21 protein-coding genes are annotated in these 25,202 nt (G+C 70.7%); 17 read left to right on the top strand and 4 right to left on the bottom strand.

Annotation, left to right across the window (positions count from 1 at the left end):
* Positions 1-34 precede the first annotated feature (34 nt).
* The 11 genes from ccoG to PYV00_RS05990 all read left to right on the top strand — a co-directional run bounded on the left by ccoG (position 35) and on the right by PYV00_RS05990 (position 11,844).
* A complete protein-coding gene (ccoG, locus tag PYV00_RS06040) occupies positions 35-1,495 on the top strand; it encodes a cytochrome c oxidase accessory protein CcoG (protein WP_275227375.1) in 1,461 nt (486 codons plus the stop codon).
* Positions 1,495-1,941 (top strand): FixH family protein, encoded by a 447-nt coding sequence (locus PYV00_RS06035; protein WP_275227374.1) that lies wholly within the window; start codon positions 1,495-1,497, stop codon positions 1,939-1,941. Before ccoG ends, PYV00_RS06035 begins: the two co-directional genes overlap by 1 nt.
* A complete protein-coding gene (locus PYV00_RS06030) occupies positions 1,938-4,064 on the top strand; it encodes a heavy metal translocating P-type ATPase (protein WP_275227373.1) in 2,127 nt (708 codons plus the stop codon). Before PYV00_RS06035 ends, PYV00_RS06030 begins: the two co-directional genes overlap by 4 nt.
* The gene (ccoS, locus tag PYV00_RS06025; RefSeq protein ID WP_275227372.1) at positions 4,061-4,216 is read left to right on the top strand and encodes a cbb3-type cytochrome oxidase assembly protein CcoS; all 156 of its coding nucleotides are present in this window, start codon (positions 4,061-4,063) and stop codon (positions 4,214-4,216) included. The genes PYV00_RS06030 and ccoS overlap by 4 nt, the downstream gene beginning before the upstream one ends.
* Positions 4,213-4,434: a hypothetical protein gene (locus tag PYV00_RS06020; protein WP_275227371.1), complete on the top strand. Its 222-nt coding sequence runs from the start codon at positions 4,213-4,215 to the stop codon at positions 4,432-4,434. Before ccoS ends, PYV00_RS06020 begins: the two co-directional genes overlap by 4 nt.
* A gap of 31 nt (positions 4,435-4,465) precedes the next feature.
* Positions 4,466-5,779, top strand: a complete 1,314-nt coding sequence (locus PYV00_RS06015) for a radical SAM protein (RefSeq protein ID WP_275227370.1) — start codon at positions 4,466-4,468, stop codon at positions 5,777-5,779.
* Between the two features lie 123 nt (positions 5,780-5,902).
* On the top strand, positions 5,903-6,937 hold the full coding sequence (locus PYV00_RS06010) for a 2-oxoadipate dioxygenase/decarboxylase family protein (protein ID WP_275227369.1): 1,035 nt from the start codon (positions 5,903-5,905) through the stop codon (positions 6,935-6,937).
* A complete protein-coding gene (astD, locus tag PYV00_RS06005; RefSeq protein WP_275227368.1) occupies positions 6,934-8,352 on the top strand; it encodes a succinylglutamate-semialdehyde dehydrogenase in 1,419 nt (472 codons plus the stop codon). The genes PYV00_RS06010 and astD overlap by 4 nt, the downstream gene beginning before the upstream one ends.
* Positions 8,349-9,554, top strand: coding sequence for a hydrolase (locus tag PYV00_RS06000; protein ID WP_275227367.1), 1,206 nt, complete (start codon positions 8,349-8,351; stop codon positions 9,552-9,554). The genes astD and PYV00_RS06000 overlap by 4 nt, the downstream gene beginning before the upstream one ends.
* Complete coding sequence (locus tag PYV00_RS05995) at positions 9,551-10,567, top strand: arginine N-succinyltransferase (RefSeq protein ID WP_275227366.1); 1,017 nt, start codon at positions 9,551-9,553, stop codon at positions 10,565-10,567. Before PYV00_RS06000 ends, PYV00_RS05995 begins: the two co-directional genes overlap by 4 nt.
* Before the next feature lie 14 nt (positions 10,568-10,581).
* Complete coding sequence (locus tag PYV00_RS05990) at positions 10,582-11,844, top strand: N-succinylarginine dihydrolase (protein WP_275227365.1); 1,263 nt, start codon at positions 10,582-10,584, stop codon at positions 11,842-11,844.
* 18 nt (positions 11,845-11,862) lie between these two features.
* Here the strand turns inward: PYV00_RS05990 and PYV00_RS05985 are convergent, their stop codons facing one another.
* Positions 11,863-12,729 carry an alpha/beta fold hydrolase gene (locus PYV00_RS05985; RefSeq protein WP_275227364.1) on the bottom strand — a complete coding sequence of 289 codons (867 nt, stop codon included), beginning with the start codon at positions 12,727-12,729 and terminating at the stop codon, positions 11,863-11,865.
* A 126-nt stretch (positions 12,730-12,855) separates the two neighbouring features.
* On the opposite strand from PYV00_RS05985, the gene malQ reads away from it, so the two are divergent.
* Together malQ and PYV00_RS05975 are read left to right on the top strand one after the other, a co-directional pair.
* A complete protein-coding gene (gene malQ, locus PYV00_RS05980; protein ID WP_275227363.1) occupies positions 12,856-14,865 on the top strand; it encodes a 4-alpha-glucanotransferase in 2,010 nt (669 codons plus the stop codon).
* Positions 14,866-14,875: 10 nt separating this feature from the next.
* Positions 14,876-15,628 (top strand): dienelactone hydrolase family protein, encoded by a 753-nt coding sequence (locus PYV00_RS05975; protein WP_275227362.1) that lies wholly within the window; start codon positions 14,876-14,878, stop codon positions 15,626-15,628.
* Positions 15,629-15,632: 4 nt separating this feature from the next.
* On the opposite strand, the gene PYV00_RS05970 is transcribed toward PYV00_RS05975, so the two are convergent.
* On the bottom strand, positions 15,633-20,363 hold the full coding sequence (locus PYV00_RS05970; RefSeq protein WP_275227361.1) for an NAD-glutamate dehydrogenase: 4,731 nt from the start codon (positions 20,361-20,363) through the stop codon (positions 15,633-15,635).
* 333 nt (positions 20,364-20,696) lie between these two features.
* Between PYV00_RS05970 and PYV00_RS05965 the strand changes: the two genes are divergently transcribed.
* From PYV00_RS05965 to PYV00_RS05950, 4 genes are all read left to right on the top strand, one after another.
* Positions 20,697-21,122 carry a DoxX family protein gene (locus PYV00_RS05965; RefSeq protein WP_275227360.1) on the top strand — a complete coding sequence of 142 codons (426 nt, stop codon included), beginning with the start codon at positions 20,697-20,699 and terminating at the stop codon, positions 21,120-21,122.
* Between the two features lie 95 nt (positions 21,123-21,217).
* The gene (gene fumC, locus PYV00_RS05960; RefSeq protein ID WP_275227359.1) at positions 21,218-22,618 is read left to right on the top strand and encodes a class II fumarate hydratase; all 1,401 of its coding nucleotides are present in this window, start codon (positions 21,218-21,220) and stop codon (positions 22,616-22,618) included.
* A gap of 14 nt (positions 22,619-22,632) precedes the next feature.
* A complete protein-coding gene (locus PYV00_RS05955) occupies positions 22,633-22,878 on the top strand; it encodes a DUF4169 family protein (protein WP_275227358.1) in 246 nt (81 codons plus the stop codon).
* Positions 22,878-23,081, top strand: coding sequence for a hypothetical protein (locus tag PYV00_RS05950; RefSeq protein WP_275227357.1), 204 nt, complete (start codon positions 22,878-22,880; stop codon positions 23,079-23,081). Before PYV00_RS05955 ends, PYV00_RS05950 begins: the two co-directional genes overlap by 1 nt.
* Positions 23,082-23,125: 44 nt before the next feature.
* Here PYV00_RS05950 and PYV00_RS05945 read toward each other — a convergent pair whose 3' ends face one another.
* Entirely contained in the window at positions 23,126-24,406 is a 1,281-nt protein-coding gene (locus tag PYV00_RS05945) for an ATP-binding protein (RefSeq protein ID WP_275227356.1), read from the bottom strand.
* On the bottom strand, positions 24,399-25,109 hold the full coding sequence (locus PYV00_RS05940; RefSeq protein WP_275227355.1) for a response regulator: 711 nt from the start codon (positions 25,107-25,109) through the stop codon (positions 24,399-24,401). Before PYV00_RS05940 ends, PYV00_RS05945 begins: the two co-directional genes overlap by 8 nt.
* Between the last annotated feature and the right edge of the window lie 93 nt (positions 25,110-25,202).

Here is a 25,202-nt window from a genome sequence, read left to right as displayed (position 1 = left end):
GCCGCCGGTCGGGCGGCGCGCAACAGGCAGAACGATGAACAATCCCGAGAAGATCATTCCGGTCGAAGACCAGCCCCTCTCGCTCTATGCCAAGCGCGAGCCGGTCTTCAACCGACGGATCGATGGCAAGTTCCGGCGGCTCAAGTGGGCGATCATGATCGTGTGCCTCGCGGTCTACTGGATCACCCCCTGGATCCGCTGGGACCGCGGCCCCTATGCGCCGAACCAGGCGGTGCTGATCGATCTGGCGCATCGCCGGTTCTACATGTTCGGGATCGAGATCTGGCCGCAGGAATTCTACTTCGTCGCCGGCCTGCTGATCATGGCGGGCATCGGCCTGTTCCTCGTCACCAGCGCGGTCGGCCGCGCGTGGTGCGGCTATGCCTGCCCGCAGACGGTCTGGACCGACCTGTTCCAGCATATCGACCGGCTGATCGACGGCGATCGCAATGCCCGCTTCCGGCTTTACAAGGCGCCGTGGGGCCCGGCCAAGATCGCGCGGCGGCTGCTCAAGTGGTCGATCTATCTCGCGATCAGCTTCGCCACCGGCGGCGCCTGGATCTTCTATTTCGCCGACGCGCCGACGCTCCAGCATGAATTCTGGACCGGCACCGCCGCGCCGGTCGCCTATGCGACCACGTTCGTGCTGACGATGACGACGTTCGTGCTCGGAGGCTTCATGCGCGAGCAGGTGTGCATCTACATGTGCCCCTGGCCGCGCATCCAGACGGCGATGCTCGACGAGAAATCGCTGCTCGTCACGTATAAGGACTGGCGCGGCGAGCCGCGCGGCAGCCTCAAGAAAGCCGAGAAGAACCCCGGCCAGTTCGGCGACTGCATCGATTGCAACCAGTGCGTCGCGGTCTGCCCGACCGGCATCGACATCCGCGAAGGGCCGCAGATCGGCTGCATCACCTGCGCGCTGTGCATCGACGCCTGCGACCGGGTGATGAAGGAAACCGGCCGCCCGCGCGGGCTGATCGACTATGCCACGCTGGAGGATTCCGAGCGCGAGAAGGCCGGTGAGCCGCCCACGCGCCACCTGAAGCTGATCTGGCGCCCGCGCACGATCCTCTATTTCTGCGTCTGGGGCGGCATCGGCCTGGCGCTGCTGTTCATGCTCGGCACCCGCGTGCACACCGACCTGACCGTGGCCAAGGACCGCAACCCGCCCTATATCCTGATGAGCGACGGCTCGGTGCGCAATGCCTACACCTTGCGCCTGCGCAACATGGAAGGGCGCCCGCGCGTGATGGAAGTCTCGATCGAGGGCCTGCCGGGCGCGGTGATGTGGAGCGAGGATACCGGCCGCGACAATGCCGCCCGCACCTTGCGCCGCACGGTCGCCGCCGACGAGACGCAATCGATGCGCGCCTATGTGGTGGTGCCCGCCGGCACCCCCTCGCAGGAATTCCGCTTCCGCCTGCAATCGCTGGACGAGCAGCGCGAGACCGATACCACCGAAGCCAAGATCGACACTCCCGGAGGCGAATGATGAGCGGCACTTTCACCGGCAGGCACATGCTGGCCATCCTGGTCGTCGGCTTCGGCATCGTCATCGCGGTCAACTTCACCATGGCGACATTCGCGGTCCGCACGTTCGGCGGCGTGGTGGTGGAAAACTCCTATGTCGCCAGCCAGGAATTCAACGGCTGGCTGAAGCAGGCGGCGCGATCGCAGGCGCTGGGCTGGTCGGTCGGCGCGACGCACGAGAAGGACGGCCGGGTCGCGCTCGCTTCCACGACGATCCCGGCCGACGCGGTGATCCGCGTCGAGGCGCGCCATCCGCTCGGCACCCTGCCTGACCGGATGCTGACGTTCGCGCCGCAAGGCCAGGGCCGCTGGGTCAGCCGCGAGCCGCTGCCGTTCGATCGCTGGACGCTGCGCTTCGAAGTGTCGCAAGGGCCCCATGCCTGGCGCGAGGAACTGCCGCTGTCATGAACGTGACCACCGCCATCGCGCCGGACGGCACGCGCGGGGCCTGCGTCGATAGCCGGCTGACGGTGCCGGGAATGCGCTGCGCGGGTTGCATCGGCAAGATCGAGCGCGGCCTTTCCGCCCTGCCCGGCGTCGCCGCCGCGCGGGTGAACTTCTCGGCCAAGCGCGTCGCCGTCAGCCACACGCCGGACCTGGGCATGGACGATCTGGTCATCGCCCTGCAGGGGCTGGGTTTCGAGGCGCAGCCGGTCGCGGCCAATCCGCTGGCGCGCGACGATGCCGAAACCCGGCGCCTGCTGCGCGCGCTGGCGGTCGCCGGCTTCGGCATGATGAACATCATGCTGCTTTCGGTGGGCATCTGGTCGGGCGCGGACGGCATCACGCGCGAGATGTTCCACTGGATCTCGGCGCTGATCGCGCTGCCGGTGGTCGCCTATGCGGGCCGCCCGTTCTTCACCTCGGCAGCGATGGCGCTGCGCTATGGCCGCACCAACATGGACGTGCCGATCGCCATCGGCGTGCTGCTGACCACCGCGCTCAGCCTTTACGAGACCGTGACCGGCGGGCCGCATGCCTATTTCGACGGCACGGTCATGCTGCTGTTCTTCCTGCTGGCGGGCCGCGTGCTCGATGCCGTGATGCGCGATCGCGCGCGCTCGGGCATCGCCGCGCTGCTGGACCGGATGGGCCGGGGCGCCAGCGTGATCGGGCCGGATGGCGCCGCGCGCTGGACCGCCGCCGAGGATCTCGTCCCCGGCATGACGATGCTCGTCGCCGCGGGCGAGGCGCTGGCCGCCGATGGCGAGATCGAGCAGGGCAAGACCATGATCGACGCCTCGCTGCTGACCGGCGAGAGCGAGCCGCGCCCGGCCGGGCCCGGCGACATGGTCCACGCCGGCATGATGAACCTCGATGCGCCGGTGCGGGTGCGCGTCACCGCCGTCGGCGGCGACACCGTGCTGACCGAGATCGCGCGGCTGATGGACGAGGCCGGACAATCGCGCTCGCGCTATGTGCGCATCGCCGATCGGGCGGCGCGGCTCTATGCGCCGGCGGTGCATTCGCTGGCGCTGCTCAGCTTCGCGGGCTGGATGCTGGCCGGCGCCGGAGTGCACCAGGCGCTGCTGATCGCGGTCGCGGTGCTGATCATCACGTGCCCTTGCGCGCTGGGCCTGGCGGTGCCGGTGGCGCAAGTCATCGCCGCCAGCGCGATGATGAAGCGCGGCCTGCTGATCAAGGACGGCAGCGCGCTGGAACGGCTGGCCGAAGCGCAATGCGTCGCCTTCGACAAGACCGGCACGCTCACGCTGGGCGAACCGCTGCCGACGACGCTCGCCAGCCTCGGGCCGGGCGAGCGCGGCGTCGCGCTGGCGCTGGCGCAGGCCAGCCGCCATCCGCTCAGCCGGGGCCTCGCCTCGGCCCTGCGCGCCGATGGTGTCGTGCCCGCGCGAGTCGAGGCGATCGTCGAGACGGCGGGCATCGGCGTGCGCGGCACGTTCGCGGGCGAAAGCGTCGGCCTGCTGCGGCCCGAGGACAGCCAGGGCCTGGGCGTCGATCTCGTGATCGGCCAGCGCCGCCGCCGCATCGCCTTTGCCGACCGGCTGCGCGGCGATGCCGCCGCGACGATCGCCGAACTGCACGCGCTGGGGCTGGAATCCTCGATCATCTCGGGCGATGGCGCCGCGATGGTGGCCCAAGTCGCCGCCCGGCTCGGCATTCCGGGGCGCGGCGAACTCTCCCCGGCGGAAAAGCTGGTCGAGCTGGAGCGCATGAAGGCCGCGCAAGGCCGCGTGCTGATGGTCGGCGACGGGCTGAACGACGGGCCGGCGCTGGCCGCCGCCTATGTCTCGATCGCGCCCGGCGGCGCCAGCGACGTAAGCCAGCAGGCGGCGGACGCGGTCTTCGTCGGCGAGCCGCTGATGCCGGTGGCGATCGCGGTGCGCGGCGCGCGCGAGACGATGCGCGTGGTGCGGCAGAACTTCGTGCTGGCCATCGGCTATAACGCTCTGGCCGTGCCGCTGGCGATCGCCGGGCAAGTGACGCCGCTGATCGCCGCGCTGGCGATGTCGGCCAGTTCGCTGATCGTCATCGGCAATTCGCTGCGCCTAGCCCGGTGCGCGCGATGAACGGGCTGGCTTTCCTCATCCCGATCGCGCTCGGCATGGGCGGGCTGGGCCTCGTCGCCTTCTTCTGGGCGATGCGCCATGGCCAGTTCGAGGATCTGGACGGCGCGGGAATGCGCATCCTGATCGACGAGAACGAGGACGAGGCACCGTGAAAGCCAGCCTGGGCCTGTTTTCCGCCTGCGCGCTGATCCCGGCGATGATCGGCCCGCTGGAAGCCGCGCAGGCGCGCATCACCGTCGCGCTGTGCGGCGGCGGCGCGATGACCATGCCGGTGGAAGCGCCGCAGCTTCCCGGCAACGCGCAATCGCCCTGCTGCGCCAAGGGCTGCCAGCCCGACAGGAGCCGCAAGCGGATTGATCGAACGCAATGATGCGGCGAAGCGAGCGCGCTAGTCCGTCAGCATGTGGCCGTATTACCCAGATCTGCTTGCCAAGCCGGTGCCGCGGTACACCAGTTACCCGACGGCGGCCGAGTTTGACGCCTCGGTAGGGGCAGAGCGTTTCGCCGCCGCGCTGCAAAACGTGCGCGGCGAGATCTCGCTCTATGTCCATATCCCGTTCTGCGAGAAGATCTGCTGGTATTGCGGCTGCAACACCAGCGTCGCCAACCGGCAGGAACGGATGGCCAGCTATCTGGAAGCGCTCGACAGCGAGATCAGCCTGGTCGCTAGCCACTTGCCGCCCGGCGTGCGCGTGGGCAGCGTCGCTTTCGGCGGCGGCAGCCCCAACGCCATCTCGCCCACCGATTTCGTCCGCCTGGTCAGCAGCCTGACCGCGCATTTCGGCGTGATCGACGCGCGCTGGTCGGTCGAGCTTGATCCGCGCGGGCTGACCCCGGCGTGGGAATCGGTGCTGGCCGCCGTGGGCGTGACCCGCGCCAGCATGGGCGTGCAGACGTTCGCGCCGCACCTTCAGTATGCGATCGGCCGCGTGCAGCCCGAGGAAGAGATCGTGCGCGGCACCGAACTGCTGCGCCGCGCGGGCGTGACCTCGCTCAATTTCGACCTGATGTACGGGCTGCCCGGCCAGGCCATCGCCGATCTGGAAGCCAGCCTGCAACGCACCGTCGCGCTGGGCGCGAACCGCATCGCGCTGTTCGGCTATGCCCATGTCCCGCACCTGATCGCGCGCCAGCGCAAGATCGACGACGCCCGCCTGCCCGGCCAGACCGAGCGCTTCGCCATGGCCGCTTTCGGCCACCGCTACCTGACCGACGCGGGCTATGTCCCGGTGGGCTTCGATCATTTCGCGCTGCCCGGCGATCCGCTGGCGCAGGCCACTTGCGCGGGCCACTTGCGGCGCAATTTCCAGGGCTTCACCGAAGACCGGGCCCAGGTGCTGATCGGCCTTGGCGCATCGGCGATCAGCAGCTTTCCCGAACTGCTGGCGCAGAACGAGAAGAACACCGGCCGCTACCGCATGATGCTGTCGCGCAACCGCTTCACCGCCTCGCTCGGCGTGGCGCGATCGGCCGAGGATCAGGCGATCGGCACGATTATCGAGCACTTGCTGTGCCAGGGCTCGGCCCGGACCGAGCGCGGCCTGCCGCCGGGCGTGACGGAGCGGCTGCAACCCTTCGTCGCGCGCGGGCTGGTGCAGATCGAGGATGGCTGGGTGCATATCCCGCCCGCCGGGCTGCCTTATGCCCGCTCCATCGCCGCGCAGTTCGATCCCCACCGCCAGCACGCCCCGCGCCGGTTCAGCTCGGCGGTCTGACCGCCCGCGTTTCGCGCCCGCCTCGCCCGGCCGGTCCGCTCCGATGGACTTGCCCCGGCCGGCTTTCTATATTGCGCGCCGAGGCGGCAGTGAAACGCCGCACGCCAATAGGAAGGGACAGCCATGGCCACCGCAGGCAGGTCGATCGAAACGCACGGCGCCGGCCCTCTCCCCGCCCTGCTCGCGGCGGTCATCGGCGCGGATCGGGCCGGTTTCGCACTGGCGACACTTGCCATCGCTCCCTCGCTCGCCGCGCCAACGCCGCGCATCACGCGCGCGCAGCTGGCCATGGCGCTCAACGCCGCGCTGTTCGTCGACCTGCTGGACCGGGTGCCCACGGCCGCGCGCTATGTCGCGGCGCGGCGCGAGGCGGGCGAGGCGATCGTGTTCGATCACGGCGCGCTGCGCACGATCGACGGGGCCACCGGCGCGCTGCCGCGCGGCCATGGCGCGTTCGCGCGCATCCTCGAGCCGCTGGGATACGCAGCGGGCGGGCTCTACCCTCTGCCGCGCCTGACCATGACCGGCCGGGCCTTCGTCCACCGCGACTTGCCCGAGGCGATCCCGCAGTTCTTCGTCAGCGAACTGCATGTCGCCGAGCTGCCGGCGGCGGCCAGGGAGGCGGCGGCGCGGATCTTCGGCGCCTCGCACGATCCGCTGGGCGCCGAAGAAACCCATGCGCTGGACGCGCTGGCGCGCGACGGCGCGGCCTCGCCCGCCGATGCGGCAACGATCCTGCGCGGCGCGCTGCGCGCTTTCGCCCGCCAGCATCCGGTGCCGGCGCTGGACGATTACGCGGCGCTGCTCGGCCATTCGAAGGAAGGCGCCTGGATCGCCACGGAAGGCAATGCCTTCAACCACGCCACCACCCGCGTACCCGACGTGGTGGCGCTGGCCGATGCGCTGAAGGCGCAAGGCTATCCGCTGAAGGACGCGGTCGAGCATTCGGCCAACGGGCAAGTGCACCAGACGGCCTTTCTGGCCGACAAGGTCATGCGCCCGTTCCGCCTGCCCGACGGCGCCCTGGCCGAGCGTGAAGTGCCCGGATCGTTCTATGAATTCATCACCCGCGATGTCGATCCCGCCACCGGCACGCTGGACCTGACGTTCGACAGCGGCAATGCCACCGGCATCTTCGCGGTGACGAGAAGCGCATGAGCGTGCTGCAATCGATCGATCCGGCCAGCGGCGAGGTCGTGTGGGAAGGCGCCGAGGCCGATGCCGGCACGGTCGCGGCCGCGCTGGCCCGCGCGCGCGCGGCGTTTCCGGCCTGGGGCGCCTTGCCGCTCGAACGCCGCATCGCCTGCGCCCGCGCGTTCAAGGCCGTGCTCGAAACGCGCCAGGACGCCATCGCCGAAATCATCGCGCGCGAGACCGGCAAGCCCCTGTGGGAAACCCGCGCCGAACTTGCCTCGATGATCGGCAAGGTTGATATCTCGATCCGCGCGCAGGCCGAGCGCGCGGGCGAGCGGCGGGCCGAGATGTCGTTCGGCGCGGCGGTGCTGCGCCACCGGCCGCACGGGGTGATGGCGGTGCTGGGCCCGTTCAACTTTCCCGGCCACTTGCCCAACGGCCACATCGTCCCGGCCCTGCTCGCGGGCAACACGGTGGTGTTCAAGCCTTCGGAGATGACCCCGGCCACCGGCGAGGCCATGGCCGCCGCCTGGGCCGACGCGGGCCTGCCCGATGGCGTGTTCAATCTGGTCCAGGGCGGGCGCGCCACGGGCGAGGCGCTGGTCGCGGGCGAGATCGACGGGCTGCTGTTCACCGGATCGGCCGGCGCGGGCGCCTATTTCCGCCGCATCTTCGCCGATCGGCCCGACGTGATCCTGGCGCTGGAGCTGGGCGGCAACAATCCGCTGGTGGTGTGGGACGGCGATATCGCCGAAGCCGCCTCGATCGTCGTGCAGTCCAGCTTCGTCACCACCGGGCAGCGCTGTTCCTGCGCGCGGCGGCTGATCGTGCCCGACAGCGCGTTCGGCCGCGATCTGATCGAGGCGGTGGACGCGTTGTCGCGCCGCATCCAGATCGGCCGGTGGCACGATGATCCCCAGCCCTATATCGGCCCGCTGATCTCGGACGCCGCCGCCAGCGCCGCGCGGGCGCGGGTCGCGGGGCTGATCGCGCGCGGCGCCACCGCGATCCGCGATTTCAAGGTGCTGGACTGCATGGGCCCGGCCTTCGTCCGCCCGGCGATCCTCGACGTGACGGGGATCACGGTGCCTGACGAGGAGATCTTCGCGCCCGTGGTGCAAGTAACGCGCGTGGCCGATTTCGACGCGGCGCTGGCGGCCGCCAACGCCACCCGCTTCGGCCTTTCGGCAGGGCTTGTTTCGGCCGACGACGGGCTGTGGCGACGCTTTCTGGTGGAAGGCCGCGCGGGCGTGGTCAACCGCAACCGGCCAACCACCGGCGCGGCCGGGGCGATGCCGTTCGGCGGGCTGGGCGAAAGCGGCAACCACCGCCCCAGCGCTTACTACGCCGCCGATTATTGCGCCTATCCGGTCGCCAGCTTCGAAGCGGCGAGCGCGGCGGGCAACACCGGCGCGCTCGCCGCGATGCTGCGCCCGTGAACGGACTGGCCGGCGAGGAGCGCGCCTTTCTCGAAACCATCGAACGCGGCCCGATCCTGGACCGGACGCTGGCCTGGTCCGAAGTGAACAGCGGCACCGGCAATATAGCCGGCGTCACCGCGATGGCCGGACTGCTGGCCGATGCCTTCGCCGCGCTGCCGGGCGAAATCGCGCTGGCAGAGCCCGCGCCGGTCGAGAAAGTCGATGCCGAAGGCCGCCCGCGCCCGGTCGAGGCCGGGCGCCACCTGGTGCTGCGCGTGCGGCCAGGCGCCGGGCGGCGCGTGATCCTGACCGGGCACATGGACACCGTCTACCCCGCCAGCCATCCGTTCCAGCATTGCGACTGGCTGGATGCCGACACGCTCCACGGCCCCGGCACCGCCGACATGAAAGGCGGCCTCTCGCTGCTGCTGGCCGGGCTCGCCGCTTACGAGCAGGCCGGGCCGACGCTCGGCTATGACGTGCTGATCAACAGCGACGAGGAGACCGGATCGCTCTCCTCCGCCGCGCTGATCGCCGAACTGGCGCAAGGCAAGCTGGCCGCGCTGACCTATGAGCCGGCGCTGCCCGGCGGCATCATGGCGCGCGCGCGGCCCGGATCGGGCAATTTCGCCGCCGTCGTCACCGGCCGCTCGGCCCACGCCGGGCGCAATCCCGAGGACGGGCGCAACGCGCTGGTCGCCGCCGCCGACCTTGCCCAGCGCCTCCACGCCGCGCGGCGCGACGGCCTTACCGTCAATCCCGCGCGGATCGAGGGCGGCGCGCCCAACAACACCGTGCCCGACCTGGCCGTGCTGCATTTCAACATGCGCCCGCGCGGGCCGGCCGATCTTGCCGCCGCGCAAGCGGTGATCGACACTGCCGTGGCCGATGTCGCCGCCGCGCATCAGGTGGCGATCCACGTCCACGGCGGCTTCTCCCGCCCGCCCAAGCCGATCGCCGCGCCGACCGAGCGGCTGTTCGCGCTCGTCTCGCGCGCCGCCGCCGATCTGGGCGAGCCGATGACATGGCAGGATACCGGCGGCGTGTGCGACGGCAACAACATCGCCGCCTGCGGCGTGCCGGTGATCGACACGATGGGCGCCTGCGGCGGCGCGATCCATTCGCCCGGCGAGTTCCTGCTGGCCGGCTCGCTCGCCGCCCGCGCGCGGCTGACGGCTCTGGTCATGTACCGGCTGGACAGGCATGGTGCGCCGGTATGACGTTCCTTCTGCGCACCGCCCGCGAAAGCGATCTCGACTCGCTCTACCGCATGGCCAAGGGCACTGGCGGCGGCTTCACCAACCTGCCGCCCAGCAAGCCGACGCTGAAGACCAAGCTGGAACGCACCGCCGCCTGCTTCGCCCGGACCGAGGACACGCTGGGCGACGATCTGTTCGTGTTCATCCTGGAGGATACCGCCAACCGCAAGGCGCGCGGCACTTGCCAGATCTTCTCGCTGATCGGGACGGCCTGGCCGTTCTATTCCTATCGCATCGGCGCGATGACGCAGTATTCCAAGGAGCTGGACCGCACGTTCCGCGCCGAGATGCTGACGCTGTGCACCGATCTGGACGGATCGAGCGAAGTGGGCGGCCTGTTCCTCGACGCGGCCGAGCGTTCGGCCGGGGTGGGCAAGCTGCTGGCGCGCAGCCGCTACCTGTTCATCCGCCTGCACCGCGCCCGCTTTGCCGATCGCATGATCGCCGAGTTGCGCGGCGCGCATGACGATGCCGGCAACTCCCCGTTCTGGGACGGGCTGGCCGGCCGGTTCTTCGACATGACCTTCCACGAGGCGGACGAGTTCAACGCGGTCCACGGCAACCAGTTCATCGCCGATCTCATGCCCAAGCACCCGATCTATACCGCGTTGCTGAACGAGCACGCGCGCGCGGTGATGGGCCAGCCGCACGTTTCGGGCCGCCCGGCGATGCGGATGCTGGAGGACGAGGGCTTCGCGTGGGAACGCTATGTCGACATCTTCGACGGCGGCCCCTCGATGACGGTGCGGACCGACGCGATCCGCACCGTGCGCAATGCCCGCGAGGCGGCGATCGTCGCCATCGCGGAAGAGGTGCCCGGCGTCCACCACATCGTCGCGCATGGCCGGCTGGCCGCGTTTCGCGCCTGCCTGGCCCACATCGCCGAGACTGGCGAGGGCATCACGCTCGACGCCGCCGCCGCCGACCTGCTGGGCGTGACGCCGGGCGATGTCGTGACGTACGTGGCGACTTAGGGTCAGGACCGGTCATGCTCACCGAGATCAATTTCGACGGGATCGTCGGCCCCAGCCACAACTATGCCGGCCTGAGCCTGGGCAACCTCGCCTCAGCGCGCAACGCGGGCAGCGTCGCCCGCCCGCGCGAGGCGGCGCTGCAGGGCATCGCCAAGATGCGCGCCAATCTGGAACGCGGGCTGGCGCAAGGCTTCTTCCTGCCGCAGCGCCGGCCCGACGAAGGCTGGCTGGCCCGGCTGGGCACCACCATGGCCGGGGCGGACGCGGCGCTGCGCTATGGCGCGATGTCGGCTTCCAGCATGTGGGCGGCCAATGCCGCCACCGTCAGCCCCGCGCCCGATACGGCGGACGGGCGCTGCCACCTGACCGTCGCCAATCTGGTGACGATGCCGCACCGCAGCCACGAATGGTACGAGACGCTGGCGCAAGTGCGGCTGGCTTTCGCCGATCCGGCCCATTTCGCGGTGCACGCCCCCGTCCCGCCCCCGTTCGGCGACGAAGGCGCGGCCAACCACATGCGCCTGTGCGCCGGGCACGGCGAAGCGGGCATCGAGGTGTTCGTCTTCGGCAAGAGCGGCGGCCCCTTCCCCGCCCGCCAGCACCGCGAGGCGAGCGCGGCCGTCGCCCGGCTGCACGGCCTCGATCCGGCGCGCACCGTCTTCGCGCAGCAATCGGAAGAGGCCATCGCCGCCGGCGCGTTCCACAACGATGTCGTCGCCGTGGCGAACGAGACCGTGCTGTTCGCGCACGAGCTGGCTTTTGCCGACAAGGCCGGGCTCTGCGCCGAGCTGCGCGAGAAATTTCCCCGCATCGAGATCGTCGAGGTGCCGGCCAGCGCCGTCAGCCTGGCCGATGCGATCGCCTCGTACCTGTTCAACGCGCAGCTCGTCACGCTGCCCACGGGCGACATGGCGCTGGTCCTTCCGGGCGAAGCGCGCGAGAACGCCAGCGTGTGGGCATGGCTGGAAGCGCATGTCGCGGGCAACGGGCCGATCCGGCACCTGTTCGTGCACGACTTGCGCCAGTCGATGGCGAACGGCGGCGGCCCGGCCTGCCTGCGCCTGCGCGTCGTGGCCGATCCCGCCACGGTCGATCCGCGCTTCCTGGCCGACGCGGCCGGGCTGGCGCGGATCGAGGCGGTGGTGCGCGCGCGCTGGCCCGAGGAAGTGGCGCCCGACGATCTCACCCGCCCCGCGCTGTGGCGCCAGGTGCTGGATGCGCGCGCGGCGCTGCTGGCCGAAACCGGGCTGGCCGAAATCGACCGCGCACCGGGCTGAACGCCCCCGCCCCCCCCTTTACCCGGCCAGGAATTCCAGGATCTGCGGCACCAGCCGGGGCCAACTGCGGAACAGCGTGTGGCCATCGGTGCCGGCCATGGTCTGGCCCGAGCGGTAGTTCCACTCGTTGTCCTCCCACGGCGGATCGAGCATCAGCGAATGCGGGATCAGCCGGTGGACCCATTCGCTGGTCGCGCGGGTGTGCGACAGGTCGCTCCGGCCGCTGCGGAACACCAGCGTGGGCATGGTCAGCCGGGCGAAATCGCGCGGGGTCATGCCCGGCACCGGCGAGATATCCGAAGGCACATAGGCGGCCGCCCAGCGCTGCATCACTTCTATGAACTTGTCCGGGTCCTGCGCGCGGATGAATGCGCGCGCCTGATCGCTCTTCTGGAAGTTTTCCGCCCACGAAGTGGCGGTCAGCACCGCTTCCATGCCGCCGACGCTGGCCAGCGTTCCCGCCTCGCCGCAATAGTAGGTGGCCAACTGCATCAGCCCGATCGGATCGCCCGAGATCCACCAGATCGCCAGGTGCGAGCAGATCTCCGGGTCGCGCGCCGCCGCCAGCAGCGACACGCGCGATCCGCCCGATCCGCCGGCAATCACCACCGGGCCCAGGTCCAGCTTGCGGATCAGGCCCGACAGCGCTTCCGCCTGCATTTCCGATTCGCTCGCCCCGCGCAGGCAGGCGTCGGACAGGCCGCAATTGGGCCGGTCGTAGATCAGCACGCGCCGCCCGGCCCTGACCAGTTCCTCGGCCATTTCGCGCAGGCCCGGCACGTCCATGGTGAAGCGCCCGCCCGGCGTCAACGCGATCGCCGGATCGCCTTCCCGGCCCAGCAGCTCATAGGCGATTGCGATTCCATCGACGTCTATCTTCGGCATGAATTTCCTCCCCTCGCCACGCCGCGCGCGTGGCTTTGGCGCCTATCCTCGACTGCCGCCGCCGGCCCGGCAAGCCCTTTTCTCGGGAACCGGCCAGCATGATTGCCGCGCCTCCGGCGGGCGGCTATGCAAGGCGCAAGGGCTTCAGCGCTGGAGGCGATTATCAAGCAGGTGCACGCGCTCGCCGAGGCTCTCGGCGTCGCCCGGACGTGGTGGGATGTCGACGGGGCCGAGCAGACCGTCGCCGACGAGGCCCTGATGGCGATCTGCGCGGCGCTGGGCTTTCCCGCCTCCAGCGAGGCCGATATCCTCGCCAGCGTGGAGCAACTGGCGCGGGAGCGTCGCCGCCCGCCCGCGATGATCGTGACCGAGGCCGGCAGCCCCACCCCGCTGCCCGCCAGCCTGGCCCGCGCCGAGATCGTCGCCGAGGACGGGACCGCGCGCGTGCTCGATGTCGCGGGCTGGACGCTGCCGCCGATCGCGGAGCCGGGCTACTATCGCCTGACGCTGGGCGGGCACGAGTTGACGCTGGCGGTCGCCCCGCCCGCCTGCCCCACGCTGCCCGCGCTGGCCGAACGGCGCCTGTGGGGGCCGGCGATCCAGATCCCGGCGCTGCGCGGGCGCGAGCCGCAGCCGTTCGGCCATCTTGGCCACCTTCACGAAGCGGTCGAGCTGTTCGCCGCGCGCGGCGCCGATGCCGTGGCGATCAACCCGGTCCACGCGCTGTTTCCCGGCGACGGCCTCGGCTTCAGCCCCTATTCGCCATCGAGCCGGATCTATTTCAACGGCGCGATGGGCGATCCCGCGCTGCTCGGCCTGCCGCCGCTGCCGCCGCGCGAAGGCGGCGCCTTCATCGACTGGGAAGGCGCCCTGCCCCACCGCCTGGCCGATCTGCGCGCGGTCTTCGCCGGGCTCGACAAGCACGTCCGCGCGCGGATCGCCCGCGACAACGCCGGCGAAGGCGAAGGGCTGCGGCGCCAGGCGATCTTCGATGCGCTGGACACGCGGCTGCGCGCCAAAGGCGCGCGGAGCTGGCGCGATTGGCCGAAGAAATACCGCGATCCGCAAGGCAAGGCCGTCCGCCGCTTCGCCGAGGAGGAAGCCGAGGAAGTGGAATTCCACCTTTTCGTCCAGTGGCTCGCGCGCGAGGGGCTGGGCAAGGTGCAGGCCAGCGCGCGCGCGCTGGGCATGGGCATCGGCCTGCTTGCCGACCTTGCGGTGGGCGTCCACACCGGCGGCAGCGATGCCTGGACCATGCGCGATGTCATGCTCGAAGGGCTGACCATCGGCGCCCCGCCCGATCCGCTGGGCCCGCAGGGGCAGAACTGGGCGCTGACCAGCTTTTCGCCACGCGGGCTGGCCGCCAGCGGCTATGCCCCGTGGATCCGCACGCTGCGCGCCGCGCTGACCCGGGCCGGCGGCCTGCGCATCGACCATGCCTTCGGCCTCTCGCGGCTATGGGTCGTGCCCTCAGGCGGCCAGTCGAGCGACGGGGCCTATCTCGATTATCCGTTCCAAGACCTGCTGCGGCTGGTCGCGCTGGAAGCACACCGGGCGAACGCGCTGATCGTCGCCGAAGACCTGGGCACCATGCCGCACGGCTTTGGCGAGGCGATCGCGGCGAACCACATGCTGGGTATGCGCGTGCTGTGGTTCGAGCGCGCGGCGGACGAAGGCTTCATCGGCCCGCAGGACTATGCGCCGCAAAGCGTGGCGATGACCGGGACGCACGATACCGCCACGGTCGCCGGCTGGTGGACCGGCCGCGATCTCGACTGGGCCGACCGGCTGGACCGCTTCCCCGCCGATGCCACGCGCGCGCAGGAGGAAAGCCGCCGCGAGTGGGACCGGGGGCTGCTGTGGTCCACCATCGGTGACGGCGCGCCGCGCCCCGCGCCCGAAGAGCCGGCCCCGGTGGTCGAGGCCGCGCTGCGCCACATCGGCCGCGCCCGGTCGCGCCTTGCCATCGCCCCGCTGGAAGACCTGCTGGCGCTGGAGGAACAGCCCAACCTGCCGGGCACCACCACCGAACACCCCAACTGGCGCCGCCGGCTGGACGCGCCGCTCGACGAATTGCTCGACGCGCCCGAAACCGCCCGGCGCATCGACACGCTGGCCGCCGCCCGCCGGGATTGACGATGGGGAGATGAAAGCGATGCACGAACAGGTCACGATCCGCACCGCCGATGGCGATTGCCCGACGCATGTGTTCACGCCCGACGGGTCGGCGGGCGGCCCCTGGCCCGCCGTGATCTTCTTCATGGACGGGCTGGGCATCCGCCCCGTGCTGTTCGCCATGGGCCAGCGGCTGGCGGACCTGGGCTATCTCGTGCTGCTGCCCGACATGTTCTATCGCGGCGGCGCCTATGATCCGCCCGACGTGCGCGCGATCTTCGCCACCGGCACGTTCCGCGAAAAGCTGGGCCATCTCTTCGCCACGATCGACAATGCCCGCGCCGCCTCGGACACGGCCGCGTTCCTGGCCCATATCGACGCGCGCACCGATGTCTCGGGCCGGAAGGTGGGCGCCACCGGCTATTGCATGGGCGGCGCCATGGCCCTGGCCGCTGCCGGCACCTATCCTGACCGGATCGCCGCCGCCGCCAGCTTCCACGGCGGCAACCTGGCCACCGACGACGCGCTCAGCCCGCACCGGCTGGCGCCCGCGATGCGGGGGCGCATCCATGTCGCCGGGGCCGATGCCGACGCTTCCTATCCGCCCGAGATGGCCGAGCGGCTGGAGCGCGCGCTGGCCGATGCCGGGGTCGATCACCACTGCGGGATCTACCCCGGCGCGCTCCACGGCTGGACCATGGCGGACTTTCCCGTCTACGACGAGCCCGCCGCCGAACGGCACTGGGCGGAACTGGAAACGCTCTTCGCCACTGCGCTGAAGTAGCCGCCTACCGCGCCAGCAGGTTGCGCGCCTGGCTGGCGATCTGCGCCAGCATCGCCGGGGCAACGGGCAGCGTCGCCTCGGCGCGCTTCACCATGGCGCGGAAGGCGCGGATCGAGGCGAGGTGGGCCTGTCCCCACTGCTCCACCGCGCGGACCGGATCGGCCTTGGCCGCCTTGCCGCGCGCCAGCCCCTTGAGGAAGTCCAGCCGCATCTGCTGGAAATCGCGCGCCAGCCCGGCGACCAGCAGCCGCTCCCACGGGTCGGACGGATTCATCAGCGCCGCCGTGGTCTGCGCCCAGTCCAGTCCCAGCCCCGCCCCGATGCGCGTGAAGGCGGCGACCAGCCGGCGCGGGGCGATGGCGGTCGTCGCGGCCAGCTCGGCGATGCCGGCGGCGCCGTCCATGTCGAACAGGTGGACCACCGCCGCCGCTTCGGCATCGGGCGCGCCTTCGGCGACGAAGGCCGCGCGCAGCTTTTCCGAATGGGCCCGCGCGCCTTCGCCCAGCAGGTCCGCCAATTCGCGCGAGAGCGCGGTGACGCTGCCCGCCAGCCGTGCTTCCAGCTCTGACGGGGTGATCCGCCCGGCGCCCGCGCGCAGCAGGTCGGCCATGTGGCCGCGCACCGCCACGGCCAGCCGATCGAACAGCGCCAGGCGCGCGCTCTCGGGCATGTCGGCCTGTTCCAGCCGGGTCCACAGCTCGCCCAGGCCGAACAGCCGCTCGGCCAGGGTGAAGGCGGCGGCGACTTGCGCGATATCGACGCCTTCCTCCTCGGCCAGCTCGAACGGATGGACGATGCCCAGGCGATTGACGATGCGGTTCGCCAGCTTGGTGGCGATGATCTCGCGGCGCAGGCGATGGCCCTTGATGACGCGGGCGAACTTGTCCTGCATCGCTTGCGGGAACGTGGCGAGCAGCAGCGCGGCCAGGCCGGGGTCTTCGGGCAGCGTGCTTTGCTCGATCGCTTCCTGCAGCACCAGCTTGGTGCTGGACAGCAGCACGGCCAGCTCGGGCCGGGTCAGCCCGCGCCCTTCCAGCGCCCGGCGCGACAGCGCCTCGCTTTCGGCCAGCCCCTCGGTGCGCCGGTCCAGGTTGCCCGAATCCTCCAGCAGCTCGATCAGGCGGATGTGCGAGGGCATGGCCGGCGCGCCGCCCCGCTCGGCGATCGAGAGCGCGAGCGCCTGGTGCCGGTTGTCCTCCAGCACCAGTTCGGCGACGTCGTCGGTCATGGCGCGCAGCAAGGCGACGCGCTTGGCTTCGGACAGCTTGCCCGCGCGGCGCGCGGCGGCCAGCGCGATCTTGATGTTCACTTCGTTGTCGGAGCAATCGACGCCGGCCGAATTGTCGATGAAATCGGTGTTGATCCGCCCGCCGTGGCTGGAAAACTCGATCCGGCCCGCCTGCGTCACGCCCAGGTTGGCGCCTTCGCCGATCACGCGGGCGCGCACCGTCGCGCCGTCGATGCGCAGCGGATCGTTCGTCGGATCGCCGACCGCGGCGTTGTTCTCGGCCGAAGCCTTGATGTAGGTGCCGATGCCGCCGAACCACAGCAGGTCCACCGGCGCGGCCAGGATCGCCGAGATCAGCGCCTCGGGCTCCATCTCGGCCGCGTCGGTATCGAGCAGCGCGCGCATCTGGTCGGACAGCGGGATGCGCTTCAAGGTGCGCGGCCAGACGCCGCCGCCCTTGGAGATCAGCGCCTTGTCATAATCGTCCCAGCTCGAATGCGGCAAGTCGAACAGGCGCTTGCGCTCGGCCCAGCTCCGGCCCGCGTCGGGATCGGGATCGATGAACACATGGCGATGGTCGAAGGCGGCGACCAGCCGGATCGAGCGCGACAGCAACATGCCGTTGCCGAACACGTCGCCCGACATGTCGCCGCAGCCGGCGACGCGCACCGGATCGGCCTGCACGTCCACGCCCATCTCGCGGAAGTGGCGCTGCACCGAGATCCACGCGCCGCGCGCGGTGATGCCCATGGCCTTGTGGTCATAGCCGTTCGAGCCGCCGCTGGCGAAGGCATCGTCCAGCCAGAAATCGGCGGATTCGGCAATGCCGTTGGCCACGTCGGAAAACTTCGCGGTGCCCTTGTCGGCGGCGACGACGAAATAGGGGTCTTCGCCGTCGCGGATCACCATGCCTTCGGGATGGACCACCTTGTCGGCCACGATATTGTCCGTCACCGAAAGCAGCGCGCGGATGAAGATCTCATACGCGGCCTGCCCCTCGGCCGCCCAGCCGGCGCGATCGCGCGCGGGATCGGGCAATTGCTTGGGGTAGAAGCCGCCCTTGGCGCCGGTCGGCACGATCACCGCGTTCTTCACGCGCTGCGCTTTCATCAGGCCCAGGATCTCGGTGCGGAAATCGTCCCGCCGGTCGGACCAGCGCAAGCCGCCGCGCGCGATCGGGCCGGCGCGCAAGTGGATGCCTTCCACCCGGCGCGAATAGACGAAGATCTCGCGCCACGGCACCGGCCGGGGCAAGCCGGGCACCAGCGCGGAATCGAGCTTGAAGGCCAGCGCTTCCTTCGCGGCCGGGGTGAAGGCATTGGTGCGCAGCACGGCATCGACGATGCTGCGGAACAGGCGCAGCACGCGATCGTCGTTGATCGCGGCGACGGCGGCCAGCCCCATGCGGATGGCATCGGCGGCGTTTTCCTCGGCCGCTTGGCGATCGCGCGCATAGGCCGGATCGTGCCGCGCGCGGAACAGGTCGACAATGCCCAGCGTCACTTGCGGCGCATTGTGCAGCGCCTCCACCACGGTGCCGATCGTATAGCTGGTGCCCGTCTGGCGCAGATAGCGATACATCGCGCGCAGCCAGGTCGCCTCGCGGGTGGACAGGCCCAGGCCGGGGATCAGCCGGTTGAACGCATCATCCTCGCCCGTGGCGTTGAGCACGCCGCACAGCGCGTCCTCGATGATCGGCGCCAGCTTGAGCACGGCGTCCGCCTCGCGCCCGGCGGGCAGGGCCAGGAGGAAATCGTGGATCGTGCCGATCCGCCCGTGATCGAGCGGGGTGGGCATTTCGGCCAGCACGCGGAAGCCGAAGTTCTCCAGCGCGGGCACCGCGTCGGACAATGGCAGGCTGCCTTCGTACTGATAGATCTTCAGCCGCAGGCGGCCCGGCTCATCGGCCGCATGGCGATAGAGCCGCGCGTCGCGACGGCCGGCGCGCGTCTGCGCATCCTCGCTCTCGCCGCCGGCCAGCCGGCGCATGTGGCGGATGTCGATCGCCGCCTCGGTGGCGCCGTAATCGGTGCGATAGGCCAGCGGGAACGCCTCGGCATAGCGCGCGGCGATCGCCACGGCGCGCGAGGCTTCGCCCTCGGCGGCGATCGCGGCTTCCACCGCCTCGCCCCAGCCGCGCAGCATGGTCTGCAGGTGGGCGTCCAGCTCCTGCTCCGAAGGCAGGCCGGACACGTCGCGGATGTCGAGCACATAGCGCAGCATGGCCAGCGTGCCCGCTTCCACCTGCAAGCTCCAGTCGAGCGTCGGGGCGCCCACCGCTTCCTCGACCATGGTCTGGATATTGTGGCGCATCTCGGTCGAATGCATGTCGCGCGGCAGCCAGACGAAGGCCAGCAGGTGGCGCGCCAGCGGCGCTTCCACCAGCAGCAGGCGCGGGCGCGGGCGATCGACCAGGCTGGTCATCGCCGTCGCCACGCGCTCGACATCGGTTTCGCTGAAGCTCACCACCAGATCGTGCGGCAGGCTGGTGAGCGCGTGGGTCAGCGCCTTGCCGGTGTGGCCATTGGGATCGAAGCCCAGCTTGGCGCTGAGCCCGGCGAGCTGCTGGCGCAAGTAGGGCACCCGATCGGGCGGCGTGCTGAGCGCGGCGCTGGTCCAGATGCCGGCGTGGACCGACAGCGCGGCGACCTTGCCCTCCTCGATCACCGGCACGATGAACAGGTCCAGCGGGACGCGGCGGTGCACCGTGGCGATGTGGTTCGCCTTGACGATCATCGGCGCGCGCAGTTCGCCTTTCGCCAGCGCCTCGTCGAACCAGGCGAAGGCGCGGGCATAGCTCTGATCGGCCAGGATCGCGCGCGCGCTGCGCCGGCACACGCCCAGCAGCTGCGCATGGCTGCCGTCGCGCCGGCGCGTGACGTGGCCAAGCTGGGTCAACATGCCGCCGCAGAACCACTTGAGCAGTTGCGCGCCCTCGCTGTCGGCCAGGCTGGCGGCGTCCAGCGTCATCGCCTCGACCATGCGCGGCCAGTCGGCCACGGCCGCGCGCACGTCGGCCAGCGTGGCGCTGATCGTCTGGAGCAGCGCGCGGCGCTCCTTCGCATCGACGCGCGCGGTCTCGATATAGATCATCGATTCGTCGGTGCTGTCACCATCGCGCGCGGGCGGCAGCGCGACAAGCTGGCCTTCGCCGTCGCGCCGCACCGGCATGACCGGGTGGACCAGCCGATCGATCACCAGCCCGCTGGCGGAAATGGCCGAAGCCACCGAATCGACCAGGAACGGCATGTCATCGTTCACCAGCGCGATGCGCAAGTGGCGGTGGCCTTCGCTCACCGTCGCCATCTCGATCGCCGGCTCGCCCGGCTGGCGGGTGCGCGCGGCGGCGAGCAGGAACGCGGCGGCGTCCTCCACCCAGCCCGGTTCGAACGGGCCATCGCCCGGCAGCAGCGAGTCGCGGATATTGGCGGCGATCTCCGCCTCAAGCTCGGGCGCGCCGGCGGCCTTGCGGCGCCGCGCGGCGGCGGTGGTCTGGGTAGCGGTCATCGTCTTCTCCGCGAAACTGTCTGCATCGTCCGGGCCTGGAGCCGCCCGGCCTTGCCGATTCCGTCCATATAGGACGCTCGCCAAGAAACCGACACCATCGCGCGTCCGCATTTTTCCCTGCGCGGTTTCCCTGTCCCGCATGGCGGCAGGCAACCCGGCACGCGCGTGGAAGTTCCCCGGTTCGGCCTTATTCGGATTTTTCGAACATCTTGGCCGATTTTATCCCAATTTCTTGGAGTGCGCTTGCCGCTTATCCAGCAAGCCAACGGCGGGAAACCTCCCGCCGACCGCATCCACGCCTGTTACCCCCGACAAGACCGAAAGGACATCTCCATGACCCAGACCACGCTCGATTTCGCCCCCCGCCCCGCCACCGACAGCCATGCGCGCGATATCGCCGCGGTTGCCGGCCGCGTGCTGATCGCCACGATCTTCCTGCTGAGCGGCCTGTCCAAGATCGCCGACCCGGCCGGTTCGATCGGCTATATCGCCTCGGCCGGCCTGCCCTTGCCCACGCTGGCGCTGGCCGGCGCGATCGCGGTGGAAGTGCTGGGCGGCATCGCGCTGGCCATCGGCTATCGCACCCGCATCGTCGCGCTGGTGATCGCCGCGTTCAGCGTCGCGACCGCGGTGTTCTTCCACGCCGCGCTGGGCGACCAGAACCAGTTCATCCACTTCTTCAAGAACCTGGCGATCGCCGGCGGCCTGCTCAATGTCTTCGCGCTGGGCGGCGGCCGCTTCGCGGTGACGCGCGACTGATCGCGCCGGACTTTGGCTGCCGGCTTCGGCGGGACGGGTGAAACCGTTCCGCCGAATGCCTATCTGCCGCGCACAGGCAGCAAGGAGGACGCAGCGTGACGCAGACCCGGATCGAACGCGACACCATGGGCGAGATCGCCGTTCCGGCGGATCGGCTGTGGGGCGCGCAGACGCAGCGCTCGTTCGAGAACTTCAGGATCGGCGAGGAGAAGATGCCGCGCCCGGTGATCCGCGCGCTCGGCGTGATCAAGCGGGCGGCGGCGCGGGTCAACGCCCGGCTCGGCGAAATCCCGCCGGAGATCGCCGATGCCATTGCCCAAGCGGCCGGCGAAGTCGTGTCCGGGGCGCTCGACGATCATTTCCCGCTGGTCGTCTGGCAGACCGGATCGGGCACGCAAAGCAACATGAACGCCAACGAAGTGATCGCCAACCGCGCCAATGTGCTGCTGGGCGGCGCGCCGGGCGCGAAAAGCCCGGTCCATCCCAACGATCACGTCAATCGCGGCCAGTCCTCCAACGATACCTTCCCCAGCGCGATCCATGTCGCGGCGATGACCGAGATTGCCCACCGCCTGCTGCCGGCGCTGCGCGCGATGGCGGGCGAGCTGGATGCCAAGGCGATGGCCTGGCAGGACATCGTCAAGATCGGCCGCACGCACACGCAGGATGCGACGCCGCTGACGCTGGGGCAGGAGTTCTCCGGTTATGCAAGGCAAGTCACCGCCGGGATCGCGCGGATCGAGATGACCCTGCCGGGCATCTGCGAGCTGGCGCAAGGCGGCACGGCGGTGGGCACCGGGCTCAACGCGCCGGCGGGCTTCGCCGCCGCCATCGCCGCCGAGATCGCCCGCGACACCGGGCTGCCGTTCGTCACCGCGCCGAACAAGTTCGAAGCGCTCGCCGCGCAGGACGCGCTGCTGTTCACCCACGGCGCGATCGCCACGCTGGCCGCCGGGCTGTTCAAGATCGCCAACGACATCCGCCTGCTCGGCTCGGGCCCCCGCTCGGGCCTTGGCGAACTGGCACTGCCCGAGAACGAGCCCGGCTCCTCGATCATGCCCGGCAAGGTCAACCCGACGCAGTGCGAGGCGATGACGCAAGTCTGCGCGCAAGTCTTCGGCAATCACGCGGCGCTGACGTTCGCCGACAGCCAGGGGCATTTCGAGCTGAACGTCTATCGCCCGGTGATGGCCTACAACGTGCTGCAATCGGTGCGCCTGCTGGGCGACGCGGCGGAAAGCTTCACCGCGCATCTGCTTGTCGGCCTGGAGCCGCGCCGCGACAATATCGCGCGCGGGCTGGCCAATTCGCTGATGCTCGTCACCGCGCTGGCGCCCACGATCGGCTATGACAAGGCGGCGAAGATCGCCAAGACCGCCCATGCGCAAGGCACCACGCTGCGCGAGGCGGCGATCGCCAGCGGCTATGTCGATGGCGAAACCTTCGATCGCGTCGTCCGCCCCGAAGACATGCTCGGCCCGGCGGCCAAGATCTGATAAGGCAGCACGCCATGGCCAAGATCATCAACCTCCGCACCGCGCGCAAGGCGAAGAAGCGCGCCGAAGCCACCGTTCACGCCGATGCGATGCGCGCCAGGCACGGGCGCACCAGGGCCGAGCGCACGCTGGCCGAGCACGAGGCCCGGCGGCTGGACCGGCTGGTGGACGGCGCGAAGCTTGACGGAGCGCGGCTTGACGGCGCGAAGCTTGACAGTGCCGGGCTCGAGGGCGCGAAGCGCGAGCGGGGCGAGGACTGATGCGCACCACCTTCGGCACGGCCGGCGTGCGGCTCTATCACCTTGACGGCGGGCCAGAGGGCGGCGCGGCGACCACGCTGTTCTACGGCCCGCTGGAACAAGCCATGGCGATCGCCGCGGCCGAGCCCGAACATGTGCAGGACGGCCTGTTCATCGCCACCGACAACGACGTCGTCGCCTATCTCGACCTGTTCGAAGGCTGAACCCGCGCGCCCTGCCCCGGCGGGGAAGGCGGCGGCATCCGCCATCACCCCGGCCTGAGCCGCAGCACGGCGGCGAAGCGGCCGGCGCGCCGTTCGAACGCCAGCGTTCCGCCATGCGCCGCCGCGACCCGGTCGGCGATGGCCAGGCCCAGCCCGGCGCCGTCGCCGCCGCGCGCGCGATCGCCGCGCGCGAACGGGCGCAGCAACCCGGCGGCGCTCTGCGCATCCATGCCCGCGCCCGCGTCGCTCACCGCGATCTCCAGCATGGCCCCCGCCCGCCGCGCCGCGATGGCGACGGGCGGCGCCCCGTGCTTGAGCGCGTTGCCCACCAGATTGCCCACCGCCCGCGCGCAGGCATCGCGCCGCAGCGAAACCACCAGCCCCTCGGGCGCATCGACCGCGATGGCTCCGGCGGGCGCGGCATCGTTCGCCACTGTCCGCAGCAATGCGCGCATGTCGATCGGCGCGGGCAGTTCGTTCTCGAAGCCGCGCGCGAAATCGAGGAACTGCTCCAGCATGGCCTCGATCCGGTCGACCTGCCGTGCGGCGGTGGCTTCCAGCTCGGGATCGCGCGCGTCCATCATTTCCAGGCAGAGCCGCAACCGCGTGAGCGGGGTGCGCAGATCGTGGCTCACGCCCGCCAGCATCAGCGAGCGCTCGGCCTCGTCGCGCCGCAAGCGATCGGTCATGCGGTTGAACGCGCCCGCCACCGCCGCCACTTCCTCAGGCCCCGACGTGTCGAGCGGCGGCCCGGCATGGTCCGGCCCCCAGCTATCGACCGCGCGCGCCACGCGCATCAGCGGCGCGTTCAGCCGGCGCTGCAGCAGCAGGCCGCAGATCACCGCGATCACGAAGGCGGTGAAGAACGCCAGGACCAGGCTGGTCAGCGCGCCGCGCCGGGTCGGCGGGGTGACGCTGACCCAGTAGGGCTCACCGCCCAGATCGAGCCGGAACCACAGCCGCCGCCCGCGATCGCTGCGCCATTGCAGCCGGTCCGCGCCCGCCAGCCGTTCCGACAGCGCGCGCATGAACTGCCGCTCGATGAAATTGGGAAAGCGCCGGCCGCCAAGGGGCGCCTGGGCATCGCGGCGGATCGCCAGCTCGCCGCTCCGCTCGATCCGCGCGATCAGCACCGCGCGCCGATCCTCGGGCAGATCGCGCATGATCTGCGACAGCGCCAGGATGGTGTCGGCAGTGACGCTGGCGACGCGATCGACTTGCGGGCGCACCACCAGCGCCATGACCAGCAGCCCGGCGATCACTTGCCCGGCCAGCACGACGCCGACGATCAGCGCGACATTGCGGTGGACCAGCCGGCTAAACATCGCCGCCGGCGGTCAGCACATAGCCCACGCCCCACACCGTGCGCACGAAGCGCGGCTGGGCCGCGTCATCGCCGATCGCGCGCCGCAGCCGGGCGATCTGCACGTCGATGGCCCGATCGGTGACTTCCGCGTCGCGCCCCAGCGCGCGGTCGATCAGCTGCGCCCGGCTGAGCGGCCGCCCCGCGCTTTGCGCCAGCGCGGCGAAAAGCGCGAACTCGCGCGAGGACAGCGTCAGCACCGCGCCATCGCGCGTCACCGCCATCGCCGGGAAATTGATCGCGAAAGGGCCGATCTCCAGCGTCTCGTCCAGCGCCGCCGCGCGGCCCGGGCCCAGCCGGCGCATCAGCGCGGCGATGCGCGCGACCAGCTCGCGCGGCAGGAAAGGCTTGCCCAGGTAATCGTCCGCGCCCATCTCCAGCCCCAGCACGCGATCGACCGGATCGCCGCGCGCGGTGAGCATGATCACCGGCGTCTGGTCGCCGCCCGCGCGCAGCCGGCGCAGGATCGCCAGGCCATCCTCGCCCGGCATCATCAGATCGAGCACGATCACATCGGCCGGATCGCGCTGCAGCGCGATGTCCATCGCCTTGCCGCCATCGACCGCGCGCACCGCGAAGCCATGCTCGCCCAGGAAGCGCTGGAGCAGCGAGCGCAATTCGGGATCGTCATCGACGACAAGCACGCGGGCGGGTTTCTCGCTCATGCCCGCCTCACTGCCAGCGCCCGCGCGGCGCGGCCAGACCGGAAAATGTGACAAGGCGTGACGCGCGGGCGCGCCCGTCATAAAATGCCACGC

This window comes from Novosphingobium album (ex Liu et al. 2023) (assembly GCF_029076845.1).
Taxonomy (GTDB): Bacteria; Pseudomonadota; Alphaproteobacteria; order Sphingomonadales; family Sphingomonadaceae; genus Novosphingobium.
This window is presented reverse-complemented; position numbering and strand designations above follow the sequence as displayed.

Bases quoted from the DNA above. Each gene is read 5' to 3' on its own strand.
- PYV00_RS05940 (WP_275227355.1), bottom strand. From the start codon at position 25,109: ATGAGCGAGAAACCCGCCCGCGTGCTTGTCGTCGATGACGATCCCGAA.
- PYV00_RS06010 (WP_275227369.1), top strand. From the start codon at position 5,903: ATGGCCACCGCAGGCAGGTCGATCGAAACGCACGGCGCCGGCCCTCTC.
- PYV00_RS05950 (WP_275227357.1), top strand. From the start codon at position 22,878: ATGCGCACCACCTTCGGCACGGCCGGCGTGCGGCTCTATCACCTTGAC.
- PYV00_RS05985 (WP_275227364.1), bottom strand. From the start codon at position 12,729: ATGCCGAAGATAGACGTCGATGGAATCGCAATCGCCTATGAGCTGCTG.
- ccoS (WP_275227372.1), top strand. From the start codon at position 4,061: ATGAACGGGCTGGCTTTCCTCATCCCGATCGCGCTCGGCATGGGCGGG.
- malQ (WP_275227363.1), top strand. From the start codon at position 12,856: ATGCAAGGCGCAAGGGCTTCAGCGCTGGAGGCGATTATCAAGCAGGTG.
- PYV00_RS05975 (WP_275227362.1), top strand. From the start codon at position 14,876: ATGAAAGCGATGCACGAACAGGTCACGATCCGCACCGCCGATGGCGAT.
- PYV00_RS06030 (WP_275227373.1), top strand. From the start codon at position 1,938: ATGAACGTGACCACCGCCATCGCGCCGGACGGCACGCGCGGGGCCTGC.
- PYV00_RS05955 (WP_275227358.1), top strand. From the start codon at position 22,633: ATGGCCAAGATCATCAACCTCCGCACCGCGCGCAAGGCGAAGAAGCGC.
- PYV00_RS05945 (WP_275227356.1), bottom strand. From the start codon at position 24,406: ATGTTTAGCCGGCTGGTCCACCGCAATGTCGCGCTGATCGTCGGCGTC.
- PYV00_RS05970 (WP_275227361.1), bottom strand. From the start codon at position 20,363: ATGACCGCTACCCAGACCACCGCCGCCGCGCGGCGCCGCAAGGCCGCC.
- PYV00_RS06035 (WP_275227374.1), top strand. From the start codon at position 1,495: ATGAGCGGCACTTTCACCGGCAGGCACATGCTGGCCATCCTGGTCGTC.
- PYV00_RS05995 (WP_275227366.1), top strand. From the start codon at position 9,551: ATGACGTTCCTTCTGCGCACCGCCCGCGAAAGCGATCTCGACTCGCTC.
- PYV00_RS05990 (WP_275227365.1), top strand. From the start codon at position 10,582: ATGCTCACCGAGATCAATTTCGACGGGATCGTCGGCCCCAGCCACAAC.
- PYV00_RS05965 (WP_275227360.1), top strand. From the start codon at position 20,697: ATGACCCAGACCACGCTCGATTTCGCCCCCCGCCCCGCCACCGACAGC.
- ccoG (WP_275227375.1), top strand. From the start codon at position 35: ATGAACAATCCCGAGAAGATCATTCCGGTCGAAGACCAGCCCCTCTCG.
- PYV00_RS06015 (WP_275227370.1), top strand. From the start codon at position 4,466: ATGTGGCCGTATTACCCAGATCTGCTTGCCAAGCCGGTGCCGCGGTAC.
- astD (WP_275227368.1), top strand. From the start codon at position 6,934: ATGAGCGTGCTGCAATCGATCGATCCGGCCAGCGGCGAGGTCGTGTGG.